The organism is Streptomyces sp. Xyl84 (assembly GCF_059731885.1).
The window spans coordinates 3,136,332-3,158,395 of the sequence record NZ_AP029182.1 but is presented as its reverse complement, the minus strand read 5'-3'; the positions used below and the strand labels follow the sequence as shown (position 1 = coordinate 3,158,395).

Here is a 22,064-nt window from a genome sequence, read left to right as displayed (position 1 = left end):
TCGGCTCCCCGTGGAGGAATCGATGCGCCCGCCCTACCTGCTCCTCGACATCGACGGCGTCCTCATACCCTTCCCCGACGCGGACGGCGCCACCCCGGCCTCCCACGTTCGCCACGACGTCGTCCCCACCGGCCGCAGCGCAGACGACCCGGTCACCATCTGGCTCAACCCCGACCACGGCCCCATGCTCATGGACGTGATCCGTACGGGCCTGATCACACCGATCTGGTGTACGAGCTGGAGGCAGGACGCCACCACGCTGATCGGCCCACTCCTCGACCTCCCGCCCCTGCCGCACGTCGACCTGCCACGCCCCGACATCACCACCAGCCATCCCAACGGCTATCTGTGGAAACGCGACCACGTCGACGCCTGGCTGGGCGACGAGCCCGCTGTGTGGATCGACGACGACTTCACCGGCCTCGACCACGAATGGTCAGCCGAGCGTGTCGCCCGCGGCCTGCCAACTCTCCTCATCCAGCCCAATCCCCGAGTAGGTATCGAGCCACAGCACCTGGCCGAGATCTCGGCATGGGCCACGGAGGTTTCGGCACTCCGCGCAAGCGTGTCCTCGACTCCGCGTGGGGCTGAAGCCGCATAGGTAGAGGTAGAGGCGGCTGCCGCGAATCCCCCGCCGGCTGGTGTCGCCACGCATGGCTCGTACGGGTGGCCGTCGTCCCTCATAGCGGTCGTCGTCGCTGCTCGCGACGTGCCGGTCGCGCTGGCGCGCTCGTGTGGGCTTGGGCGGCTCGTGCTCGGGCGCTGGGCACCTGCCGGGCGGCCAGGCGTTGGATGCGCCAGGTGAGGGTGCTGGCGGTGGAGCGGGCGTCGTCCAGGGCGCGTTGCCGTGCGGTGTGCTGGAGGAGCTGTTCGGGGTCGTGGCCGGCGTTCTCGGCTTCGGTCAGGGCGGCGGCCAGTGCCGGCCAGGCGGGGTCGTCGAGGATCTGCTGGGCGTGGTCGGGCAGGATCACGAGGATGCGCTGGGTGTGCCCTTCTATGGTGCGGGCCGGTGGTTGACGCTGGGCCAGGGCGGCCAGCGGCTCAGCAGCAGCCTGTTGGTAGGCGGCCTGCAAGTGGACCAGGGCCTGGTGGGCGGCGGCGACCTGCTGGTTGTGCCGGCGGGCTTGGTGCCAGCGGGCTGTGGCGATGACGATGAGGACGGCGATGTCGAGGAACATTGCCAGCCCGGAGCCGTCGCCGGTGACCGGCGCGGTGCGCAGGGCTCGGACGGCACCCCGCAGGGCGCGGGCCTGGTCCTGCTGGGCGCGGATGCGGGAGCGGCTGGCGCGCTCGAAGGCGATGGCGGCCTGCTGCAGATGTGGCCGCAGGTGGCTGGGGGCGAGCAGCGGCAGGACGTCGATGGCTTCGCCGAGCGCAGCGATGTGGGCCTGGGCGGCTTCGTCGTCGCCGTGGTCGAGGTGGTGGAGGATGCGCTCGGCTGCTGCCGTGGCCTGGTGCCACGGGTTGGGCCTGCGTCGGCTGCCCGGCTCCGCTGCGGGCGGGGCATCGATGGCGGTGAGGCGTTCGCGGATCTTGGGGAAGGACAGGTCGGGGGCGAGTTTGGTGCCGGAGAACCAGATCGGCTCGCCGGCGGCGTTGGTGTCGCCTTCCACGGCGACCTTGTACCCGCGCACGTCACCGGAGGGAAAGTGCTGCACGTCCACAAGGACGCCCTCGACGCCGTCGAGCAGAAGGAGGAACTCCTCCGGGCTGGTGGCGATGGACACTAGCTGGCGGACGGTGGTGCGCAGGCGTTCGCGGGAGGTCTGGGTCTTGCCGACGCGGCGGGCCTTCTCCGTCTCGGCGCGGGTGGGGCGCTTGGCGGCGGTGCGGTCGCCGCGCACGACCTGCTTGAGGCCGTATTCCTTCTCGATGGCCGCGAGTTCCTTGTCCGCGGTCAGGTAGTCGTTCCAGTGGCGGGCGGTGCGCAGGTCGCCACGGACCTTGGTGGCGGCGATGTGGATGTGGTCGTCGGCGTGGCGGACGGCGACCCACCGGCACCCATCTGGATCGCCTTGTGGCGCGATGCCGGTGGCCGCCACAATCCGGTGGGCGATGTCGGCCCACTCGGCGTCGGTGAGGTGCCGGTCGCCGGGCGCGGCACGTACCGAGCAGTGCCACACGTGCCGCTCGGGCGCCCGGCCCAGTCGGCGGGCCTGCTTGACCCGCACGTCGAGGTCAGCCACGAGGCGCTTCTTTGTGGCGTCGAAGTCGTCGGCCCGGCCGGGGTCGGGAGCGAAGCCGTCCCAGGAGGCGACCAGGTGCGGGTCGGCGTGGTCCTTGGCCTTCTTCGTGTCGAACAGGTACCGGATCAGGCCGGCGGTGCTCTTGCCGCTGCCGATCTTGGCGATCACCGGGCCGCCTTCACGGAGACGGCGTGGTTCATGGTCTGCGCGATGTCGCTGATGGCGGCGCGGACGGCGTCCAGGGTGCGCTCGGTCTGGGCGAGGACGGCGGTGTCCCCAGGGCGTGGATCGCCTCCAGCGTTGCGACGGTGGGCGATCTGGTTGACGTTGTTGCCGATGCGGGCGACTCCGGCCCGCAGGGCGTCGAGCTTGTCGAGGCAGTCGTCGAGCTGGGTGCGCTGCCCGGCCAGGCCCACGGCGAGATCACCGTCGAGGTAGGCCGTGATCACGGCGCCGACGAGGTGGGCGCCGGCGATGCCCATCTTGCGGGCACGGGTAAGGATCCGGGCCTTCTCATCGCTGCTGTAGCGGACATCGACACGTTGCTTGCGCTGGACGCTCTCGCGGGTACGGCGGCGAGCGATGCGACGCAGGGTGACTTCGTCGGCGGGGGCGGCGGGCGACTGCTCGGCTGCGTCGCCGGGCGTTACCTCCTCGGGCACCCCCTGGTGCCCGAGGTCCTCCGCCACCCCCGGGGCGGAGGTGCCCGCGTTGGACCGGCCCTTGGACGGTCCAACGCCATACCTTGCTGCGCTGGTGGCGGTGATCATCATCTGCGTCCGGTCAGTGGCGAGTTCGGGGTGCTGGTCGTGCATTGAGGGGTTCTCCGTCGGTGTTGGGGGGCGAGGCCGTGTCGCCTAGTGGGCCGCTCGTCCCCGCTCCGGACTGTGCGGGAACGAGCGGAGCGGGTCGATCGGGGTAGGGCGGCGGCCCTCAGCGCGCGCCCACGGGGGTCGTGTCGGGCTCGGCCTGCCGCTGGCGGGCAGCCCGGTCGAGTTCGGCCTGTACTCGGTCCTTGAGCTGGGTGAGACGGTCCTTGCCGATGCGGTACTCAGCGGCTCGGATGGTCACCTCGATGTTGCGGCGTGAGGCACGGTCCCCGCGTCCCAGCGGTGCGGTGCGGGCGATGGTGAGGAGTTCGTCGAAGGTGACATCCCGTTCGTGGCCCTCGTCTTTGGAGAGCGGCTTCGGGGCCCGCGGCACGTTGGCGGCTGCCTCCGCCAGGTCTGGGCGCTCGGCCACGTCACGCGAGCTCTGTGCCTCCTTCGGCAGGAGGTCATCGTCTTGCGAACGGGCAGGCCGCATGGCGCTGTGCGTGCCGTTGTGGCTGTGGCCAGAGGTGTTGTGGCCCGGTGTGGCGGCGGCCTCTTGGCGCAGACTCGTGGGGTGGCGGCGGATGACGAGGTCGAGGTGGACCGCGCCGGCCAGGGCGAGCGGAGCTATCGCGGACAGGGCGCCGACGGTCACATCGTCCAGATGGAGCCCGGCGGTGTGTGCCTGCTGGTTGAGGCGGACGGCGTGCAGGGCGTTGGCCCAGATGCTGGTGACGGTGGCGAGGCCGACCAGGGCCCAGACGTACAGGCGAGAACGCCACGGTGCGGTACGGAGGATGAGCAGGGCGGCGACGCCGATGGCGATGAACCCGTCGATCACGAGCGGGAAGGCGTAGGTGAGGACTCCGCGGATGTGGATGGCGACGGCCATCTGCCGCAGGGCGTCGTAGGAGAGGGCGAAGCCGATCGTGCCGACCAGGGCGACTCCGAGGCGGATCGCTGCGGTCAGTACCGGCACGGGGGCCTGAGTGGTGCGTGAGGGCAAGCGTGGTACTCCAGGCAGAGACGGGTGCTAGAGGCACAGGGCGGGATTACCAGTGGGAAGGGCGGCGGACTCGTCACACCCGTCGCATGCCTGGTCAGGCCAGGTACGGGAGCTCGGCGTGATACGGGAGGACCCGTCACAGTTACCGGAGCCGTCGCGGGGATGACCTGCGATGCGACGTGTGCGACGGGTGTTTACGGGTGTACAGCCGACCCGTGGCGCGTGGCCTCATCGCCGCCGCCGGGTAGCGGCTCCTCGGGGCAGTAGCGGGCCCAAGCATCAGTGAACTGTGTGCGGGTGAACCCCCGGGCCTGCCGTCCGCCCTCGAAGCGGAGGACGGCTGCCTGGATGCCGAAGTCCTTCAGCAGGATCCCCAGGTATCGCGGGGTCAGACCAGTGTTGCGGTACTCCACCCACGGCGCCTCCTGGTCCTTGAGCAGCTCCTCCAGCAGGTCCCGCGTGCGCACGGTGTCGGGATCGCCGTAGCACGCGAAGACGCGGCGGATGTCCTTCAGCAGGCGCGTCTTCACGTTGGACTCGTCGTCCTGGCCAACCTCGGACGCGCACATCGCCGCGCATGCTGCCCGTGCTTTCTCCGGCCAGGTGCCGCCTGCCAGTTCGGCGACTACCACCAGCGGCTCCCAGGTGTCCGCCGCCCGGTCCTGCACCGGCATCGGCGGCACCAGGTCGGCTGCGGTGTCCATCAGCGGGCGCAGCCAGGTGGTCAGCCGGTCACGCAGGGCGTGCAGGGCGGGGATGTCGCGGCGAGAGCGGAACTGATCTACCCGTTCACCTGCCTTGCGCCGCTGCATACGGATCACCACAGCCCGGTCCATGACGGTGTCCGGCAGGTCCCCGATGCCGGCGAGCGCGGCCATGGCGAAGGTGGGAAACGCCTGCGGCTTGTGCTCCGGCCCCGAGATACGCAGGGCGGGCCTGTTGCGCTGGTGGCCGGCGTTGAGGAGGCCACGCAGCTCCTCGTTCTTTTCGGCGGCCTTGATGCTGCCGAAGATGGTGTCGGCCTCGTCCACCAGCAGGGTGGGCGGGTCCGCACCGATGGCGCGGAAGACCACCGCCGGGCTGGTGTTGACCGTGATCAGCGGTTCGCGCACAGTCTCGGTGAGCACGTCCAGCAGGCGGGACTTACCGCACCGCTTCGCAGGCCCGACCACGGCGAGGCGAGGTGCGTGCTGGAGGGCGGGCTGGATGTGCGTGGCCGCCACCCACAGTGTGACGGCGGTCAGCGCCTCACTGCTGGGCAGGATCACGTACCGCGCGATGGCTTCCCGTAGCTCGTCCAGTAGCTGTGCGCCTTCTCCGGTCTGCCCTGGCTCGTCGTCCTCGGTGGTGGATGCGGCGGAGGAGGCGGGGGACATAGATTCGTCCATAGGCGTTCCTTCCCGGTGGGCCGGACGGGCAAGGCCCGGCCCACCGATTCGATCGTTCAAGGGCGATGGGGGCGGGGACTCTGTGGCTCTCGGCGGTGGCTCGCGGAGAGCCGCTTCGCTGTCCCGGCAGAGCGGCTTCAGGCCGTGAGGTCGTACGCGGACTGGGCGTTCACCCAGGCGTCCACCTCGGACCAGCGGTAGCGGAGGTGGCGGCCGACCTTGTGCACGTTGGGGCCGATGCCCCGGTACTTCCACTGGTAGAGCGTTTTCACCGGCACCCCGAGATAGGCAGCGACTTCCGCCGGGGTGGCCAGCGGGCCGCGCCGGGCAGCGTCGGCGGAGGCAGGGGCGTTCGCGCTGCGGAGAGAGGTATTCGGCACAGGGCTCCTTTTCGGTCTTGGACAGCGTGCCTGGACAACACAGCCACACCGCCAGCGAAGAAGTCCAGCGTTGGTTCTAAAACTCTCCACTAATTCCCTCGGCGTGGCTGGGAGGGGGAATAACCGTAGAGGCGGATCGGCCGTTGACCAAAAAGTTGGCGACTACGTCCTCATCCCTGATCGCCCGAGTGGTCCCGACCGGCCCGGGTCGTCGGTTGGTGCAGGCCGGAGCCTGTCTGGGCGGGCGATCAAGTGAGCTGAAGCAAGCGGTGAGCGCATCATCAGTTACCGACTCAAAACGCCCAAAGTTCACGCGCGACGGCAAGTTAGCACGGCGACTCCTGGAATTACCCGTCCGTGCCTCGTGAATGGGCGAGATAAACGCCACGCCGCCCCACGGTCACCCTGCAACGACTTCTGTAGAGTTTTAGAGCCAACTCTTGCCATAAAGGTCGGCTGCAAGTTACAGCTACCTGTCATGGCAACTCGACCCGTTGAAATAGGCCCCGCCGGCCTCCACGCCGCCCGCGCCATAGAGCGAATACGCATCGCGCGCGGCCTGACCCAGCACCAGCTGGCTGCCCGATGCACCGCGCTGGGCCGCCCGATGTGTAACACAGCCCTCAGCCGCACCGAGCGCGCCCACCGCCGCTGTGACGTCGACGACCTCGTCGCGATCGCCGCCGCCCTCGGCGTCTCGCCCGCAGTCCTGCTGCCTCTGGAGACCTCTGCGATCCAGACCTGGGAGCGCATTCAGGGGGTCCTTCTTGGCTGACGTGTACGACCGCTGGCACAAGTCCCATCCCAAGCCCACCGAGGCCGAGTGCGGTGAACACAAGAGCCGTACGCGGCAGATGGTCCCCACCGCCGATCACGGCGTCGGCAAGCGGTGGCAGGTCCGCTACCGCGATCTGGACGGCCGCCAGCGCAAGGAGAACTTCGACACCAAGGCCGAGGCGGACAACCGGGCCGCCGAGGTCGACGTCGAGATCCGGCGCGGCTCCTACGTCGTACCAGCCGAGACGAAGCAGACGCTCGGCGCCTACGCGCAGAAGTGGCTGGACGCGAACTCCGTCGGTCCGACGACAGCCCTCCGCTACGAGGCGACGGTCCGCAACCACATCGTCGAGCACCTCGGGCGACGCGAGCTGCGTTCCCTCAACCAGCCCTCGGTCATCCAGGGCTGGATCCGCACCCTCCAGGACGCCCGCCTGGAGGTGTCGACGATCGAGGGCATCTTCGACATCCTCTCCAGCATCCTCGGCGCGGCCGTGGAGGATGGGCTCCTGCCGAAGAACCCCTGCAAGGCGAAGTCGGTCAAGCTGCCGACCGCGACCAAGAAGAAGATCATCCCTTGGCCGCTGGAGCGCGTCCGGGCAGTCCTCGCCGGCCTGCCCAAGCGCTTCCAGGTCGGCGGCAAGCTCGCCTTCGGCTGCGGCCTGCGCCAGGGCGAGGTCTTCGGCTTTGCCGTCGAGGACATCGACTTCAAGACCGGCTGGATCCACGTCAACCGCCAGGTACGGCTCGTCGGCACGAAGCCCGTCTTCGCCCTGCCCAAGGGGAACAAGATCCGATCTGTGCCTCTACCGGCCCAGCTTGCTGCCGCCCTCAAGGCCCACACGAAGGAGTTCCCGCCGGTCGAGGTCACCCTGCCGTGGGCCAAGCCGGACGGCGAGCCGAAGACCTTCCGTCTCCTCTTCGTCGACCAGAAGGGGCGGGCCTACAACCGCAGCGTCTTCAACATGGGCGACTGGAAGCGCGCTCTGGCTGCCGCTGGCGTGATCCCTCCCCGCGAGCGCGGTGCGAGGTACCTCCAGGCGGCCCCCGAAGACGGGATGCACGCCCTCCGGCACGCCTACGCCTCCGTGCTCCTGGACGCGGGTGAGAGCATAAAGGCGCTCTCCGAGTACCTCGGCCACTCGGACCCGGGCTTCACGCTCCGGACGTACACGCACTTGCTGCCGTCCAGCGAGACCCGCACCCGCAAGGCGATCGACGACGCCTTCACGGAAACGGAAGCCGAGGCGGAAAACGACGGCGACCCACCCGCAGCCCAGGGCACATCAACACCCCCAGCAAAACCAATGTGCCCTCAATGTGCCCTGGCCGCCTGACGGCCCTCCCCGGCACCCAAAAGGGCGAGGCCCGAAGACCCCGCCCAACCCGCAAGAAACCCCAGCTCAGAGCCGGTCAGGGCCAAACCAGGCAGTACGGCTGATGCCCCGCCTCATGCAACCGGTGCGAGAAGTCCTGCCACTCGTGCAGCAGCTGGTACACGTTGAACGCGTCCCGCGGGCCGCCGCGGTCCGGGACCGTGGACCAGATGAAGGCGGCGGCGCCGACCGCTTCCTCGCCGATGTCGCGGAGGGGGTCGACGACGGTCATGGGGAGCTTGACGACGGCGTAGTCGGGGTGGAGGACGACGAGTTCGAGGGGCGGGACCCGGTGCAGGGGGACACCCTCGATGCCGGTGAGGACCATGGCCGCCATGGTCTCCGGCTTGATCTTGGTGAACATGCCGTTCATGCCGAGTTCGTCGCCGCCGAGTTCCTCGGGGCGCATCGAGATCGGGACGCGGGCCGCCGTCGCACCGTCCGGTGCGCCGAAGTACTTGTACGTCACCCCCACCCGGCCACCATTCCCGCTCCCCGCCCGGAGGCGATCGGCCCGGCGTCCCGTCCGGTCGTCGATCCGCCGGTCGGACCGCTCGGGATCACCGGGCGCACCCTGTGCATGACGTGCTTCGGCGGTTTCCTCCGCGTCGCGCCGGTGCCTTCCCCGCCGGGCACGCCGAGGACCCAGGTCGTCAGTCCCCTCGCCCAGTCCGCCACCGCGATGCATATCTCCACCCGACTGCTTTTCTAGGACGCGTGGCCCCCGCCGCGCAACCCGATCATCGTGTCAGTGACCTCCCCCACGGCCGCACGCCGAAACGTACGTCGAAACATCTCGCCGCGGGATCCTCGTGGCCGTCCGCACGCCCCTGCCACGACTTTTCCTCCTGCCTCCCGGCGTCTTCCGCTCCTGCCCTGCGCGCCTGTTCCCCCGCTCCTCGCCGCTCCCGCCCCCCTGTGTCCTCGCTTCCGGGGACGAGGAGCCCAGTTTCTCAGATGGGCCGGGCAGAAGCCGCTTCTTCGGCCACCGGGCCGCGGCCCCGTCCAGGACCACCGCCCCACCGGCCCAACAACCGCCCCACCGCTCCGACAAGGGCCTCACCGCCCCACCGGCCCGCCGAGGCCTCACCGCACCTCCCGGCCCGTACGCCCCCGGGCTCTCACCCCCCCCACCGGCTCCCCGCCTCCCCCGCTCCGCCGTCCCCGCAGGCCCCACCGTCCCCCGCCCGCTCCCCTCCCGGCTTCCCGGGCCCCCTGGCCTACCCTGAACAGGTCACCGCCCCCGCCGGATGCCCCGAAGCCGCCGGGAAGCCCGGGCGCACAGTCCCCGAGAGAACCGAGAAGCCGGAGAAGTCGCAGGTCATGAGCGAACTGCCATACCCATACGAAGCCCCCGCCTCGCAGGCGCTGTTCGACCGTGCGGCGGCCGTCACGCCCGGCGGTGTGAACTCCCCGGTGCGTGCCTTCCGCGCCGTGGGCGGTACGCCCCGGTTCATGGTCTCCGGCAGCGGGCCGTACCTGAAGGACGCCGACGGGCGGGAGTACGTCGACCTCGTCTGCTCCTGGGGGCCGATGATCCTCGGGCACGGCCGCCCCGAGGTGATCGCCGCCGTGCAGGAGGCGGTCGCGCGCGGTACGTCCTTCGGCACGCCCGGTGAGGGCGAGGTCGCGCTCGCCGAGGAGATGACCGGCCGGGTCGCGCCGCTGGAGCAGGTGCGGCTCGTGTCCAGCGGGACCGAGGCCACCATGTCCGCGATCCGGCTCGCCCGCGGGTTCACGCAGCGCACGAAGGTCGTCAAGTTCGCCGGGTGCTACCACGGGCACGTCGACTCGCTGCTGGCCGCCGCCGGGTCGGGCGTCGCCACGTTCGCGCTGCCGGACACCCCGGGCGTCACCGGCGCCCAGGCCGGCGACACGATCGTGCTGCCGTACAACGACCTCGACGCGGTGCGCGCGGCCTTCGCCGCCCACCCGGGCGAGATCGCCTGCGTGATCACCGAGGCCTCGCCGGGCAACATGGGCGTCGTGCCGCCGCTGCCCTCCTTCAACCAGGGTCTGAAAAACCTCTGCCGGGAGAACGGCGCGCTGTACATCTCCGACGAGGTCATGACCGGGTTCCGCACCAGCCGCGCCGGGTGGTACGGCGTCGACGGCGTCGAGCCCGACCTGATGACCTTCGGGAAGGTGATGGGCGGCGGGTTCCCGGCCGCGGCCTTCGGCGGGCGCGCCGACGTCATGGCGCACCTCGCGCCGGCCGGACCCGTCTACCAGGCCGGCACCCTGTCGGGGAACCCGGTCGCCACCGCCGCCGGCCTCGCCCAGCTGCGCCTGCTGGACGACGCGGCCTACGCCAAGGTGAACGCGGTCTCGCAGCAGATCCAGGCGATGGTCTCCGAGGCGCTCACCAAGGAGGGCGTGGCGCACACGCTGCAGAACGCCTCCAACATGTTCTCGGTGTTCTTCACCGACCGTCCGGTGCGCAACTACGACGACGCCCGCGCGCAGGAGTCGTACCGCTTCACCGCCTTCTTCCACGCGATGCTGGCGGGCGGCGTCTACCTGCCGCCGTCCTCGTTCGAGTCGTGGTTCGTCTCCACCGCCCACGACGAGCAGGCGCTCCAGCGGATCGCCGACGCGCTGCCGGCGGCGGCCCGGGCGGCGGCGGAGGCGACGGCATGAGCGACACCACCGGCACCGGCGTGACCACCGGGCAGAACGGCAGCGGCGACGTCACCGTCGTCCACCTCATGCGGCACGGGGAGGTGGAGAACCCGACCGGTGTGCTGTACGGGCGGCTGCCCGGCTACCACCTGTCCGGGCTGGGACGGCAGATGGCCGAGCGGGTCGCCGAGCACCTCGCCCCGCGCGACATCACGTACGTCGTCGCCTCGCCGCTGGAGCGGGCGCAGGAGACGGCGACGCCGATCGCCAAGGCGCACGGGCTCGACCTCGCCACCGACGAGCGGCTGATCGAGGCGGAGAACGTCTTCCAGGGCAAGACGTTCGGCGTCGGCGACGGCGCGCTGCGCCGCCCGGGGAACTGGAAGCACGTGGTCAACCCGTTCCGGCCGTCGTGGGGCGAGCCGTACGTCGACCAGGTGGTGCGCATGATGGGCGCGCTGAACGCGGCGAAGGACCGGGCGCGCGGGCACGAAGCGGTGCTCGTCAGCCACCAGTTGCCGATCTGGATCGTGCGGTCGTACGTGGAGCGGCGGCGGCTGTGGCACGATCCGCGCAAGCGGCAGTGCACACTGGCCTCGCTGACCACGTTCACCTACCAGGGCGACCGGATCGTCTCCGTCGGCTACAGCGAGCCGGCCCGGGACCTGGTGCCCGCCCATCTGCTGGCCGGCGCCAAGCCGGTGAAGGGGCAGGGGAAGGCGTTCGGGGCGTAGCCCCGGCCGGGACACGCGGACGCGGCCCCGGCGGCCCGCTCCCTTTAATGCACGGAGGGTAAGGGGGCCGTAAGTCTTCGGTCACGTACGCACAGTTTCGTTGCGTTTGTTGTGAAATTCATATCGGTTCGCGGAACCCTGGCGTTCGTCACGGCCTCTGAGTGGGTGACCAGCATTCAGAGGACGTGACGGATCGGGGATCTCATGCGCACCTTCTCCCGGAGGGGAATACTCGGCCTTGGCGCGGGCACCGCTGCTGCCGTAGGACTCGCGGGCTGCGGCGGCTCCAAGTCTTCGGACGGCTCGGGCGACGCCGGTGGTTCCGGTTCGGGCACGGGGTCGCACGGAAAGGGCCAGGGCACCGGGCAGCCCGCGCGCCCCATCGGCGACGGTTCGACGTCGTTCACCGGCAAGCAGCCGCGCCAGCCCGCCAAGCCGGTCCCCTTGGAGCCGGGGCAGACCCCGCCGCAGTTCGTCATCTTCTCCTGGGACGGCGCCGGTGAGGTCGGCAACGGGCTCTTCCCGCGCTTCCTCGACCTGGCCAAGCAGCACGAAGCGAGCATGACCTTCTTCCTCTCCGGGCTCTATCTGCTCCCCGAGGCGAAGAAGCGCATGTACGAGCCGCCGAACAACGCGCGCGGCGCCTCCGACATCGGCTACCTCACCGACGAGCACGTCAAGGCCACGCTCACCAACGTGCGCCGTGCCTGGCTCGAGGGCCACGAGATCGGCACCCACTTCAACGGCCACTTCTGCTCCGGTCACGGCACCGTGGCGAACTGGACGCCCAAGCAGTGGCGCAGCGAGATCGACCAGGCCAAGGCCTTCGTGAAGCAGTGGCGGACCAACACCGGCTGGAGCGACCTGCCCTCCCTGCCCTTCGACTACGACAAGGAACTGGTCGGCGGCCGCACGCCCTGCCTGCTCGGCCAGAACAACCTGCTGCCCACGGCCAAGAGCCTGGGCTGGCGCTACGACGCCTCCTCGCCGGGCGGCCGTCAGGTGTGGCCGCAGAAGAAGCTCGGCATCTGGGACCTGCCGCTGCAGCAGATACCGTTCCCGGGTCACTCCTTCGAGGTCCTCTCGATGGACTACAACATGCTCGCCAACCAGTCGGTGAACTCCACCAAGGCCCCGCCCGCCAACTACCCGCACTGGCGCAAGCAGTCCGCCCAGTCCTACATCCAGGGCTTCAGGCGGGCGTACGAGACGAACCGGGCGCCGTTCTTCATCGGCAACCACTTCGAGCAGTGGAACGGCGGTATCTACATGGACTCCGTCGAAGAGGCGTTCAAGCACATCGTGGCCGAGCGGGACAAGGGCGCCGACGTGCGCCTGGTCTCCTTCCGACAGTTCGTGGACTGGATGGACGTGCAGAAGCCGGAGGTGCTCGCCAAGCTGCGCACCCTGGAGGTCGGGCGGCAGCCCGCCGGTGGCTGGAAGGAGTTCCTGAAGGACACCGGGACCGCCGGAACCACCGGCTCCGCGGGGACCGCGGGCAGCACCGGCACGCAGAGCGGAAAGGGCCCCTCGAACGGCGCCTGATATGCGGTTTTCCGCCCGGCAGGGGGGCGCGCAAGATCCCCGGAACAGGCATGCGAAACTTTTCACATGAGTGCCGCCAGCCGCGCCCCCCAGTGCTCGAACCGGGCGAACCGTACGTCCCGTCCGCACCGCACGCGCACGACCCGCGCCCGCAGCCGCGCCACCCTGCTGGCCGCCGGGACCGCCGCGCTCGCCCTCGCCCTGGCCGCCTGCGGCTCCGGCGGCACCTCCGGCGGCTCGGGCAGGAGCAACTTCATCACCGGCTCCGACGGCATCGCGACCGTCAAGAAGGGCGACCGCAAGCCCGCGCCCGACCTCTCCGGCACGACCATCGACGGCAAGACGCTCGACGTCGCCTCCTACAAGGGCAAGGTCGTCGTCCTCAACGTCTGGGGCTCCTGGTGCTCGCCGTGCCGGGCCGAGGCGCCCAACCTGGTCAAGGTCGCCAAGGACACCGCCGCCGAGGGCGTGCAGTTCGTCGGCATCAACACCCGCGACACCAGCACCCAGCCGGCCCAGAAGTTCGAGACGAGCTACGGGGTGCCGTACCCGAGCCTGTACGACCCCACCGGCAAGCTGATGCTCCGCTTCAAGAAGGGCACCCTCAACCCGCAGGCCATCCCGAGCACGCTCGTCATCGACCGGGACGGCAACATCGCGGCGCGCGCCCTGCAGGCGCTCAGCGAGGAGAAGCTGCGCAAGATGCTCGACCCGGTCGTCGCGGAGAAGTGAGCCGCCGTGCTACTGGCCGCAGCCACTGATCCCAACCAGACGGTGTTCAGCGGAGCCCTGCTGCTCGCGCTGCCGGTCGCCGTGCTCGGCGGTCTCGTCTCCTTCTTCTCCCCGTGCGTCCTGCCGCTCGTCCCCGGCTACCTGTCGTACGTGACCGGCGTCACCGGCACCGACCTGGCCGAGGCGCGGCGCGGGCGGATGGCCGTCGGCGCCGCGCTCTTCGTGCTCGGCTTCACGGTCGTGTTCGTCTCCGGCGGCGCGCTGTTCGGCTTCTTCGGGCAGACCCTCCAGGACTACAAGGGGACCCTGTCCAAGGTGCTGGGCGTGCTCATGATCCTCATGGGCGTCTTCTTCATGGGACTGATGCCCTGGCTGACCCAGCGTGAGTTCCGCTTCCACCGGCGGCCGGCCGCCGGCCTGGTGGGCGCGCCCGTCCTCGGCGCCCTTTTCGGCGTCGGCTGGACCCCGTGCATCGGCCCGACCCTCGCCTCCGTGGTGGCGCTGTCCTCCAACGAGGCCAGCGCCGGGCGCGGCGCCCTGCTGACCGTCGCCTACTGCGCCGGGCTCGGCATACCGTTCGTGCTCACCGCCATCGCCTTCCGCAAGGCCCTCGGCGCGTTCGGCTGGGTCAAGCGCCACTACGTCTGGGTGCTGCGCCTCGGCGGAACGATGATGATCGTGACCGGTGTGCTGCTGCTCACCGGCGCCTGGGACCGGCTGGTGCAGGAGATGCAGACCTGGTCGACCGGCTTCACTGTGGGGATCTGATCCATGAGCAAGACGACACCCGGCACGAGCACGGACGCGGAGTCGGCCGCGCCGCCCTCCGGTGAGGACGCCCGCACCGCGCCGCCCTCCGACACCGACGACCGGGCCGCGCAGCGCGCCGCCGAGGACGACCTGGGCGCGGCCGGATCGCAGCTGTCCACGGCGCCCGCCGAGACGGCCGTCCCCGGCTCCTTCGGCGGCAGCCGCGCCCCCGGCCTGGCCGGCCGGCTCGCCTGGACCGGCCGGGAGGTCCTCGGCTGGGCCCGCTGGTTCTGGCGGCAGCTGACCTCCATGCGGGTCGCGCTGCTGCTGCTGTTCCTGCTCTCCCTGGGCGCCATCCCCGGCTCGCTGATCCCGCAGACCGGCAGCGACGCGACGAAGGTCGAGACCTTCCGGCAGACCCACACCACGCTCGCGCCCCTCTACGACAAGCTCGGCCTGTTCCACGTCTACAGCTCGGTGTGGTTCTCCGCCATCTACATCCTGCTGTTCGTCTCCCTCATCGGCTGCATCATCCCGCGCACCTGGCAGTTCACCGGCCAGCTGCGCAGCCGCCCGCCGGGCGCGCCCAAGCGGCTCACCCGGCTGCCCGCGTACGCCACCTGGCGCACGGCGGCCGCGCCCGAGGAGGTCCGCGAGGCCGCGCTGAGGACGCTCAGGCAGCGCCGTTTCCGCGCCCACCTGGCCGGGGACGCGGTCGCCGCCGAGAAGGGCTACCTGCGCGAGGCCGGCAACCTGCTCTTCCACATCGCGCTGATCGTGATGCTGATCGCCTTCGGCTGGGGCCAGTTGTTCAAGACCGAGGGCAACAAGCTGGTCGTCGAGGGCGACGGCTTCGCCAACACCCTCACCCAGTACGACGACTTCAAGTCCGGGAACCTCTTCGACGACGACAACCTGGTCCCGTTCAGCTTCACCCTGAAGAAGTTCACCGGCACCTACGAGACCACCGGTCCCAACAAGGGCACGCCGCGCACCTACGAGGCGGCCGTCGACTACAGCGTCGGCCCCGACGGCAAGGAGCGGCACAAGGTCATCAAGGTCAACGAGCCGCTGGAGATCGACGACGCCAAGGTCTACCTGGTCGCCCACGGCTACGCCCCGACCGTCACCGTGCGCGACGGCAAGGGCGACGTGGTCTACCACCAGGCCGTGCCGCTGCTGCCGCTGGACTCCAACGTCACCTCGCAGGGCGCGATCAAGGTGATGGACGGCTACCGCGACGCGCAGGGCAAGAAGGAGCAGCTCGGCTTCGCGGCGGTCCTGGTGCCGACCTTCGCCGGGGCGGGCAAGGGCACGATGTTCTCCCAGTTCCCCGCGCTGGACTTCCCCGTCCTGTCGGTGGGCGCCTACCACGGCGACCTGGGCGTGGACGCGGGCACCCCGCAGAACGTCTACCAGCTGGACACGAAGAACCCGAACCTGAAGCCGTTCAAGGACGCCCAGGGCAACATCCTGAAGAAGATGCTGCTGCCCGGCGAGAGCCTGGCCCTGCCGAACGGGGCCGGCTCCATCACGTTCGACAAGGACATCAAGCAGTGGGCGAGCTTCCAGATCGTCCAGCAGCCGGGCACCGGCTGGGCGCTGACCGGCGCCGTCGCCGCGATCTTCGGGCTCGCCGGTTCGCTGTTCATCCAGCGCCGCCGGGTCTGGGTGCGCGCGGTGCGGGGCGCCGACGGGACGACGGTCGTCGAGGTGGCCGGTCTGGGCCGCAGCGAGTCGGCGAAACTCCCCGAGGAGATCGGCGCGCTGGCCGCCCAGGTCCACGACAAGGCACCCACCCAAGCCGACACCGACTCCGACCCGGAGCCGGGCGCTGTCACCCCCGTACCCGCCGAAGGGGCTGAGAAGAAGTGACTCCCGCCGCCACCGAGCTGGCCACCGCCACCAACGAACATCTCGCGCACATCAGCAACGCGCTGATCTACTCCTCGATGGCCGTCTACACGCTGGCCTTCTTCGCCTACATCGCGGAGTGGCTCTTCGGCAGCCGCAGCAAGGTGGCCCGCACGGCCGCCGCGCTGACCGCGGAGGAGGAGACGGCCCGCGCCGCGGCCCCGGCCGTGGCGGTGAGGTCCGCCGGCGGCACCGCCGTCCTGGAGCGGCCCGAGGTCGTCGTGCGGTCCGCCTCCGGCTCGCGCGACGTGCCCGACGGGCCGGGCGCGCACGGCGGTGACCAGCAGGGCGACCTGTACGGCCGCGTCGCCGTCTCGCTCACCGTGCTCGCCTTCCTGGTGGAGCTGGCCGGTGTCGTCGCCCGCGCGGCCTCCGTCCAGCGGGCGCCGTGGGGCAACATGTACGAGTTCAACATCACCTTCTCCACGGTCGCGGTCGGCGTGTACCTCGCGCTGCTCGCCCTGAAGAAGAACGTGCGCTGGATGGGTCTCTTCCTGGCCACCACGGTCCTGCTCGACCTGGGCCTCGCGGTCACCGTCCTGTACACCGCGAGCGACCAGCTGGTCCCGGCGCTGCACTCGTACTGGCTGTACATCCACGTCTCCACCGCGATCCTGTGCGGCGCGGTCTTCTACGTCGGCGCGGTCGGCACCCTGCTGTACCTCTTCAAGGACTCCTACGAGAACAAGCTCGTGAACGGTGGCAAGCCCGGGACCTTCGCCACCTCCGTGATGGAGCGGCTGCCCGCCTCCGCGAGCCTGGACAAGTTCGCCTACCGCATCAACGCGGCCGTCTTCCCGCTGTGGACGTTCACGATCATCGCGGGCGCCATCTGGGCCGAGTCGGCCTGGGGCCGTTACTGGGGCTGGGACCCCAAGGAGACCTGGGCCTTCATCACCTGGGTCGCCTACGCCTGCTACCTGCACGCCCGCTCCACCGCCGGCTGGAAGGGCCGCAAGGCGGCGTACATCGCGCTGATCGCCTTCGCCTGCTTCCTGTTCAACTACTACGGCGTCAACATCTTCGTCAGCGGCAAGCACTCCTACGCGGGCGTCTGAGGGGCCGCTCGGGGACACTGGTGGCATGACCGGTTCCATCGAACAGGGCACCAGCCAGACCCACGGCAACACGCACATCCTCGGCTTCCTGGTCCGGCTTCCCCGGCCCATGGAGGCGGTCTGGCCGGCGCTGTCCACCCCGCAGGGGCTCGCGGGCTGGTTCACCCCCGCCGACGAGCTGGAACCCCGGCTCGGCGGCGCGGTCAGCCTGCACGGCCTCGGCAGCGGGCACGTCACCGCCTGGGACGTCGACCGGGTCGCCGAGTACACCGTCGACGGCGGCGGCCGTATCCGCTTCCACCTGGAACGGGACGGGGAGGACGGCTCCGTGCTCCGCCTCACCCACGAGTTCCAGGGCGAGGGGGAGTCGGAGCGGGCCTGGCGGAACAGATTCGAACGCCTCATCGAAAAGCTGGGCGCGGAGGAGCAGGCCGCCGGCCCCGGGTGACGGTCCCCCGGGGCCCCCTACTCGCCGATGTCCTCCCGCCACAGACCCGGGCGCTCCCGCACGAAGCCGCTCATCAGACGCACGCACTCCGCGTCGTCGAGCAGCACGATCTCCACACCGTGCTCCGCCAGCCAGTCGTGGCCGCCGTGGAAGGTGGCCGCCTCCCCGACGACGACCCGGGAGATCCCGAACTGGCGGACCAGCCCGGAGCAGTACCAGCACGGCGAGAGCGTCGTCACCATCGTCGTCCCGCGGTAGGACCGCTGCCGCCCCGCCGCGCGGAACGCGGCCGTCTCCGCGTGCAGCGACGGATCGCCGTCCTGCACCCGCCGGTTGCGGCCCCGGCCCAGCAGCGTCCCGTCGGCCGCGTAGAGCGCCGCGCCGATCGGGATGCCGCCCTCGGCGAGTCCCGTGCGCGCCTCCGCGAGGGCGGTGGCGAGCCATGTGCGTGCCTGAGCCGGGTCCATACGCCCACTGTGCGGGCACCGGGCCCGTGCGGCAACGCCCCGCCGCGCCCCCCGTGGCCGCACCACCGCCCGGCCGCCCGGCCGCCGCACCACCGCCCGCGCCGCGCTCCCGCCCGGGGCGGTCGCGGGGGCCGCGGCCCTCTCGGCGATACTGGACCCCATGGCTTACGACGATCTTCGCTCCCTGCTCAGGGCGCTGGAGCGCGAGGGCGACCTCAAGCGCATCAAGGCCGAGGTCGACCCGTACCTGGAGGTCGGTGAGATCGTCGACCGGGTGCAGAAGTCGGGCGGCCCCGCACTGCTCTTCGAGAACGTGAAGGGCTCGGCGATGCCGCTCGCCATGAACGTCTTCGGTACCGACCGCCGGCTGCTCAAGGCGCTCGGCCTGAAGTCGTACGCCGAGATCAGCGAGCGCATCGGCGGGCTGCTGCGGCCCGAGCTGCCGCACGGGTTCGTGGGCGTGCGCGAGGCGTTCGGCAAGCTCGGCGCGATGACGCACGTACCGCCGCGCAAGGTCAAGGAGGCCCCGGTCCAGGAGGTCGTGCTGCGCGGCGACGACGTCGACCTCGACGCGCTGCCCGCCCTGTTCACCTGGCCCCGGGACGGCGGCTCCTTCTTCAACCTGGGGCTCACCCACACCAAGGACCCGGAGACGGGCGTCCGCAACCTGGGCCTGTACCGCCTGCAGCGCCACGACCGGCGCACCATCGGCATGCACTGGCAGATCCACAAGGACAGCCGCAACCACTACCAGGTGGCGGCCCGGCGGGGTGAGCGGCTGCCGGTGGCGATCGCCTTCGGCTGCCCGCCCGCCGTCACGTACGCCTCCACCGCCCCGCTGCCCGGCGACATCGACGAGTACCTGTTCGCCGGGTTCCTCGCGGGCAAGCGGATCGAGATGGTGGACTGCAAGACCGTCCCGCTCCAGGTCCCGGCGCAGGCCGAGGTCGTCCTGGAGGGCTGGCTGGAGCCCGGGGAGATGCTGCCCGAGGGCCCCTTCGGCGACCACACCGGCTTCTACACCCCGCAGGAGCCCTTCCCGGCGCTCACCATCGACTGCGTGACCATGCGCAGGCGTCCCCTGCTGCAGTCGATCGTCGTCGGACGGCCGCCGACGGAGGACGGCCCGCTCGGCCGCGCCACGGAGCGCTTCTTCCTCCCGCTGCTGAAGATCATCGTCCCGGACATCGTGGACTACCACCTGCCGGAGGCGGGCGGCTTCCACAACTGCGCGATCGTCTCCATCGACAAGAAGTACCCCAAGCACGCCCAGAAGGTGATGCATGCCGTCTGGGGGGCGCACATGATGTCGCTGACCAAGCTGATCGTGGTCGTCGACGCCGACTGTGACGTGCACGACCTGCACGAGGTCGCCTGGCGGGCGCTCGGCAACACCGACTACGCTCGTGATCTTACGGTCGTCGAAGGCCCGGTCGACCACCTCGACCACGCCTCCTACCAGCAGTTCTGGGGTGGCAAGGCGGGCATCGACGCCACCAGGAAACTGCCGGAGGAGGGCTACACCCGCGACGGCGGCTGGCCGGAGATGGTGGTCTCCGACCCGGAGACGGCGGCAACGGTCGACCGCCGCTGGAAGGAGTACGGGCTGTGAGTACCGCGTCCGCAGCGATCCCCGCGCCCGGTCGTACCAAGGCGTTCCTGCGCCTGGTGATGATCGAGCACTCGGTCTTCGCGCTGCCCTTCGCCTACATCGCCTCGCTCACCGCGATGTACGAGTGGGACGAGAACATCCACTGGGGGCGGCTGCTCCTGGTGACCGTCTGCATGGTGGGGCTGCGCACCTTCGCCATGGCGGTGAACCGGATCATCGACCGGGAGATCGACGCCCGCAACCCCCGGACCGCCCACCGCGAGCTGGTCACCGGCGCGATGTCCGTGCGGCACGCCTGGACCGGCGCACTGATCGCCGTCGCCGTCTTCCTGGGCGCCGCCGCCCTGCTCAACCCGCTCTGCCTGGCCCTCGCCCCCATCGCGGTGGTCCCGATGGTGGTCTACCCCTACGGCAAGCGGTTCACGAACTTCCCGCAGGCCATCCTGGGCCTGGCCCAGGCGATGGGCCCGATCGGCGGCTGGCTCGCCATCAGCGGCGAGTGGTCCTGGAAGGCGGTGATCCTGGGTCTGGCCGTGGGCATCTGGATCGGTGGCTTCGACCTGATCTACGCCTGCCAGGACGTCGAGACCGACCGGAAGGTCGGCGTCAGGTCGGTCCCGGCCCGCTTCGGCATCCCGGCCGCGATCTGGGGCGCCCGCGCCTGCCACACGGTCACCACCGCCCTGTTCGTCTGGTTCGCCCTGGCCACCGGCGCCGGAGTCTTCTTCTGGCTGGGCCTGGTCGTCGTCGCCGGCGCCTTCGTCTACGAGCACACCATCGTCCGCCCGCACGACCTGTCCCGGCTGAACCGGGCGTTCTTCTCGACGAACGGTTTCATCGGCATCAGCCTCTTCGTCTGCGCGCTGCTCGATCTCCTGGTCCGCGGCCTGCGGCCGTGAACCCGTTCCGGCGGCGCCCGGGGCACCGGCCGGTCGTCCGGCCGCCTCACGCCTGCGCCGGGCGGCCGGATAGGCTCGATATGTGAACGCAGGGAAAACGCGGCGCGAGCCTTGGATCGTGGGGGTTTCCGGCGCCTCCGGTACGCCGTACGCGGCTGCTGTGCTGCGCGGGCTGCTGGACGCCGGGCAGAGCGTCGACCTGGTGGTCAGCCGGGCCTCGCGGCTCACCCTGCTCGACGAGACCGGCATCTCCTTCAGGGACGCCCACTGGCGCGACGACCTGCGGGAATGGCTCTGTCTGGGCGCCGACGGCAAACCCGGCACGTTCGAGACCGACACCACGGACGTACGGCACTGGAGCGCCGGTGACCTGGCGGCCGGGCCGTCCTCGGGCTCGTACCCGGCCAAGGGCATGCTGATCGTGCCCGCCTCGACGGCGTGCGTGGCGGGCGTCGCGCTCGGCCTCTCCAAGGACCTGCTGCAACGGGCGGCGAGCGTGACCCTCAAGGAGCGCAGGCCGCTGGTCGTGGCCGTTCGGGAGACCCCGCTGAACGGTCCGACGCTGCGGCAGCTGGTCGCACTGGACGACGCGGGCGCCACCGTCCTGCCCGCCTCGCCCGCCTTCTACGCCGGCGCGACGCACATCCAGCACCTGGTGGACTTCGTCGCCGGCCGCGCCCTCGACGCGGTGGGCGTGCCCCACCGGCTCTACCACCGCTGGGAGGGCGCCCTGGGCGGCGGATCCCGCCCGGCAGGGGCGTCCGGCGGCACCGGCGCTCCACAGGGGTGACCGGCGGAACCCGGTGCCCGTACCCGTACGGACGCGGGCACCACTCGACAACTTCAGGAACTTCTTTCCAGCGGAAGGCTTCGATCGCATGGACGCGGTGGACAGGCAGCTCATCCAGGCCCTGAGAGAGAACGGACGGGCCTCCTACGCCGAGCTGGGGCGCCTCGTCGGCCTGTCGGGACCGAGTGTCACCGACCGCATCAACCGGCTGGAGGCCGCCGGGGTCATCACCGGCTACCGGGCCACCGTGGACTCCGCCTCGCTCGGTCTCGGCGTGACCGCCCTGATCGGCATCTCGCTCTCCGACGCCGCCGACCACGAGGACGTCGCGCAGCGCCTGAAGGACCTGCCCGAGATCGAGGACTGCTGGTTCATCGCGGGTGACGACTCCTTCATGCTCAAGGTGCGCGCCACGGACGTCGACGGACTGGAGAGGATCATCCGGCGGCTGTCGGGCACCAAGGGCGTCTCCCGGACCCGGACCACGATCGTGCTGTCCACGAAGTGGGAGAACCGGGTGGGTGAGCTGCCCGAAGAGGTGTGAGGGTCCAGGCGTACGGTTTACGGA

22 protein-coding genes are annotated in these 22,064 nt (G+C 70.5%); 15 read left to right on the top strand and 7 right to left on the bottom strand.

The window, feature by feature from the left end; genetic code table 11:
* Positions 1–22 precede the first annotated feature (22 nt).
* A complete protein-coding gene (locus AC6I72_RS13610; protein WP_450841329.1) occupies positions 23–601 on the top strand; it encodes an HAD domain-containing protein in 579 nt (192 codons plus the stop codon).
* Between the two features lie 79 nt (positions 602–680).
* Here the strand turns inward: AC6I72_RS13610 and AC6I72_RS13605 are convergent, their stop codons facing one another.
* The 5 genes from AC6I72_RS13605 to AC6I72_RS13585 form a co-directional block, all read right to left on the bottom strand.
* Positions 681–2,354, bottom strand: coding sequence for a relaxase/mobilization nuclease domain-containing protein (locus AC6I72_RS13605; protein WP_498001014.1), 1,674 nt, complete (start codon positions 2,352–2,354; stop codon positions 681–683).
* Positions 2,351–3,001 carry a plasmid mobilization relaxosome protein MobC gene (gene mobC, locus AC6I72_RS13600; RefSeq protein WP_498001013.1) on the bottom strand — a complete coding sequence of 217 codons (651 nt, stop codon included), beginning with the start codon at positions 2,999–3,001 and terminating at the stop codon, positions 2,351–2,353. Before mobC ends, AC6I72_RS13605 begins: the two co-directional genes overlap by 4 nt.
* 118 nt (positions 3,002–3,119) lie before the next feature.
* Positions 3,120–3,977, bottom strand: coding sequence for a DUF2637 domain-containing protein (locus AC6I72_RS13595; protein WP_498001012.1), 858 nt, complete (start codon positions 3,975–3,977; stop codon positions 3,120–3,122).
* A gap of 221 nt (positions 3,978–4,198) precedes the next feature.
* Complete coding sequence (locus tag AC6I72_RS13590; protein WP_498001011.1) at positions 4,199–5,392, bottom strand: DUF3631 domain-containing protein; 1,194 nt, start codon at positions 5,390–5,392, stop codon at positions 4,199–4,201.
* A gap of 137 nt (positions 5,393–5,529) precedes the next feature.
* Positions 5,530–5,772: a helix-turn-helix transcriptional regulator gene (locus AC6I72_RS13585; protein WP_498001010.1), complete on the bottom strand. Its 243-nt coding sequence runs from the start codon at positions 5,770–5,772 to the stop codon at positions 5,530–5,532.
* Positions 5,773–6,250: 478 nt separating this feature from the next.
* Between AC6I72_RS13585 and AC6I72_RS13580 the strand changes: the two genes are divergently transcribed.
* Together AC6I72_RS13580 and AC6I72_RS13575 are read left to right on the top strand one after the other, a co-directional pair.
* Positions 6,251–6,547: a helix-turn-helix domain-containing protein gene (locus AC6I72_RS13580; protein WP_498001008.1), complete on the top strand. Its 297-nt coding sequence runs from the start codon at positions 6,251–6,253 to the stop codon at positions 6,545–6,547.
* 1 nt (position 6,548) lies between these two features.
* Positions 6,549–7,886: a tyrosine-type recombinase/integrase gene (locus tag AC6I72_RS13575; protein ID WP_498004679.1), complete on the top strand. Its 1,338-nt coding sequence runs from the start codon at positions 6,549–6,551 to the stop codon at positions 7,884–7,886.
* A 76-nt stretch (positions 7,887–7,962) separates the two neighbouring features.
* Here AC6I72_RS13575 and AC6I72_RS13570 read toward each other — a convergent pair whose 3' ends face one another.
* A complete protein-coding gene (locus tag AC6I72_RS13570; protein ID WP_199811667.1) occupies positions 7,963–8,613 on the bottom strand; it encodes a hypothetical protein in 651 nt (216 codons plus the stop codon).
* A gap of 635 nt (positions 8,614–9,248) precedes the next feature.
* On the opposite strand from AC6I72_RS13570, the gene hemL reads away from it, so the two are divergent.
* The 8 genes from hemL to AC6I72_RS13530 all read left to right on the top strand — a co-directional run bounded on the left by hemL (position 9,249) and on the right by AC6I72_RS13530 (position 17,728).
* The gene (hemL, locus tag AC6I72_RS13565) at positions 9,249–10,565 is read left to right on the top strand and encodes a glutamate-1-semialdehyde 2,1-aminomutase (RefSeq protein WP_498001007.1); all 1,317 of its coding nucleotides are present in this window, start codon (positions 9,249–9,251) and stop codon (positions 10,563–10,565) included.
* On the top strand, positions 10,562–11,281 hold the full coding sequence (locus AC6I72_RS13560; RefSeq protein WP_498001006.1) for a histidine phosphatase family protein: 720 nt from the start codon (positions 10,562–10,564) through the stop codon (positions 11,279–11,281). Before hemL ends, AC6I72_RS13560 begins: the two co-directional genes overlap by 4 nt.
* 204 nt (positions 11,282–11,485) lie before the next feature.
* Positions 11,486–12,826, top strand: coding sequence for a polysaccharide deacetylase family protein (locus tag AC6I72_RS13555; RefSeq protein WP_498001005.1), 1,341 nt, complete (start codon positions 11,486–11,488; stop codon positions 12,824–12,826).
* A gap of 66 nt (positions 12,827–12,892) precedes the next feature.
* Positions 12,893–13,558: a TlpA family protein disulfide reductase gene (locus tag AC6I72_RS13550; protein WP_498001003.1), complete on the top strand. Its 666-nt coding sequence runs from the start codon at positions 12,893–12,895 to the stop codon at positions 13,556–13,558.
* 6 nt (positions 13,559–13,564) lie between these two features.
* Positions 13,565–14,326: a cytochrome c biogenesis CcdA family protein gene (locus AC6I72_RS13545; RefSeq protein ID WP_498001001.1), complete on the top strand. Its 762-nt coding sequence runs from the start codon at positions 13,565–13,567 to the stop codon at positions 14,324–14,326.
* A gap of 3 nt (positions 14,327–14,329) precedes the next feature.
* Positions 14,330–16,183, top strand: coding sequence for a cytochrome c biogenesis protein ResB (gene resB / locus AC6I72_RS13540; RefSeq protein ID WP_498001000.1), 1,854 nt, complete (start codon positions 14,330–14,332; stop codon positions 16,181–16,183).
* Complete coding sequence (gene ccsB / locus AC6I72_RS13535) at positions 16,180–17,280, top strand: c-type cytochrome biogenesis protein CcsB (RefSeq protein ID WP_498000998.1); 1,101 nt, start codon at positions 16,180–16,182, stop codon at positions 17,278–17,280. The genes resB and ccsB overlap by 4 nt, the downstream gene beginning before the upstream one ends.
* Before the next feature lie 25 nt (positions 17,281–17,305).
* Positions 17,306–17,728 carry an SRPBCC domain-containing protein gene (locus AC6I72_RS13530; protein WP_498000997.1) on the top strand — a complete coding sequence of 141 codons (423 nt, stop codon included), beginning with the start codon at positions 17,306–17,308 and terminating at the stop codon, positions 17,726–17,728.
* Positions 17,729–17,745: 17 nt separating this feature from the next.
* On the opposite strand, the gene AC6I72_RS13525 is transcribed toward AC6I72_RS13530, so the two are convergent.
* Positions 17,746–18,195 (bottom strand): nucleoside deaminase, encoded by a 450-nt coding sequence (locus tag AC6I72_RS13525; protein ID WP_498000995.1) that lies wholly within the window; start codon positions 18,193–18,195, stop codon positions 17,746–17,748.
* Between the two features lie 160 nt (positions 18,196–18,355).
* Here AC6I72_RS13525 and AC6I72_RS13520 point away from each other — a divergent pair, with 160 nt between their 5' ends.
* The 4 genes from AC6I72_RS13520 (at position 18,356) to AC6I72_RS13505 (ending at position 22,040) form a co-directional block, all read left to right on the top strand.
* Positions 18,356–19,807, top strand: a complete 1,452-nt coding sequence (locus AC6I72_RS13520) for a menaquinone biosynthesis decarboxylase (protein ID WP_498000994.1) — start codon at positions 18,356–18,358, stop codon at positions 19,805–19,807.
* A complete protein-coding gene (gene mqnP, locus AC6I72_RS13515) occupies positions 19,804–20,706 on the top strand; it encodes a menaquinone biosynthesis prenyltransferase MqnP (protein WP_498000992.1) in 903 nt (300 codons plus the stop codon). The genes AC6I72_RS13520 and mqnP overlap by 4 nt, the downstream gene beginning before the upstream one ends.
* A gap of 82 nt (positions 20,707–20,788) precedes the next feature.
* Positions 20,789–21,496 (top strand): UbiX family flavin prenyltransferase, encoded by a 708-nt coding sequence (locus AC6I72_RS13510; protein ID WP_498000990.1) that lies wholly within the window; start codon positions 20,789–20,791, stop codon positions 21,494–21,496.
* 88 nt (positions 21,497–21,584) lie between these two features.
* Complete coding sequence (locus AC6I72_RS13505; protein WP_037861223.1) at positions 21,585–22,040, top strand: Lrp/AsnC family transcriptional regulator; 456 nt, start codon at positions 21,585–21,587, stop codon at positions 22,038–22,040.
* The last annotated feature ends 24 nt before the right edge of the window (positions 22,041–22,064 follow it).

What these genes read in the sequence shown, in the direction of transcription:
- AC6I72_RS13610 (WP_450841329.1), top strand. Translation starts at nt 23, where the DNA reads ATGCGCCCGCCCTACCTGCTCCTCGACATCGACGGCGTCCTCATACCC.
- mobC (WP_498001013.1), bottom strand. Translation starts at nt 3,001, where the DNA reads ATGCACGACCAGCACCCCGAACTCGCCACTGACCGGACGCAGATGATG.
- AC6I72_RS13590 (WP_498001011.1), bottom strand. Translation starts at nt 5,392, where the DNA reads ATGGACGAATCTATGTCCCCCGCCTCCTCCGCCGCATCCACCACCGAG.
- AC6I72_RS13580 (WP_498001008.1), top strand. Translation starts at nt 6,251, where the DNA reads ATGGCAACTCGACCCGTTGAAATAGGCCCCGCCGGCCTCCACGCCGCC.
- AC6I72_RS13570 (WP_199811667.1), bottom strand. Translation starts at nt 8,613, where the DNA reads ATGCATCGCGGTGGCGGACTGGGCGAGGGGACTGACGACCTGGGTCCT.
- hemL (WP_498001007.1), top strand. Translation starts at nt 9,249, where the DNA reads ATGAGCGAACTGCCATACCCATACGAAGCCCCCGCCTCGCAGGCGCTG.
- AC6I72_RS13560 (WP_498001006.1), top strand. Translation starts at nt 10,562, where the DNA reads ATGAGCGACACCACCGGCACCGGCGTGACCACCGGGCAGAACGGCAGC.
- AC6I72_RS13555 (WP_498001005.1), top strand. Translation starts at nt 11,486, where the DNA reads ATGCGCACCTTCTCCCGGAGGGGAATACTCGGCCTTGGCGCGGGCACC.
- AC6I72_RS13550 (WP_498001003.1), top strand. Translation starts at nt 12,893, where the DNA reads ATGAGTGCCGCCAGCCGCGCCCCCCAGTGCTCGAACCGGGCGAACCGT.
- resB (WP_498001000.1), top strand. Translation starts at nt 14,330, where the DNA reads ATGAGCAAGACGACACCCGGCACGAGCACGGACGCGGAGTCGGCCGCG.
- AC6I72_RS13530 (WP_498000997.1), top strand. Translation starts at nt 17,306, where the DNA reads ATGACCGGTTCCATCGAACAGGGCACCAGCCAGACCCACGGCAACACG.
- AC6I72_RS13525 (WP_498000995.1), bottom strand. Translation starts at nt 18,195, where the DNA reads ATGGACCCGGCTCAGGCACGCACATGGCTCGCCACCGCCCTCGCGGAG.
- AC6I72_RS13520 (WP_498000994.1), top strand. Translation starts at nt 18,356, where the DNA reads ATGGCTTACGACGATCTTCGCTCCCTGCTCAGGGCGCTGGAGCGCGAG.
- AC6I72_RS13505 (WP_037861223.1), top strand. Translation starts at nt 21,585, where the DNA reads ATGGACGCGGTGGACAGGCAGCTCATCCAGGCCCTGAGAGAGAACGGA.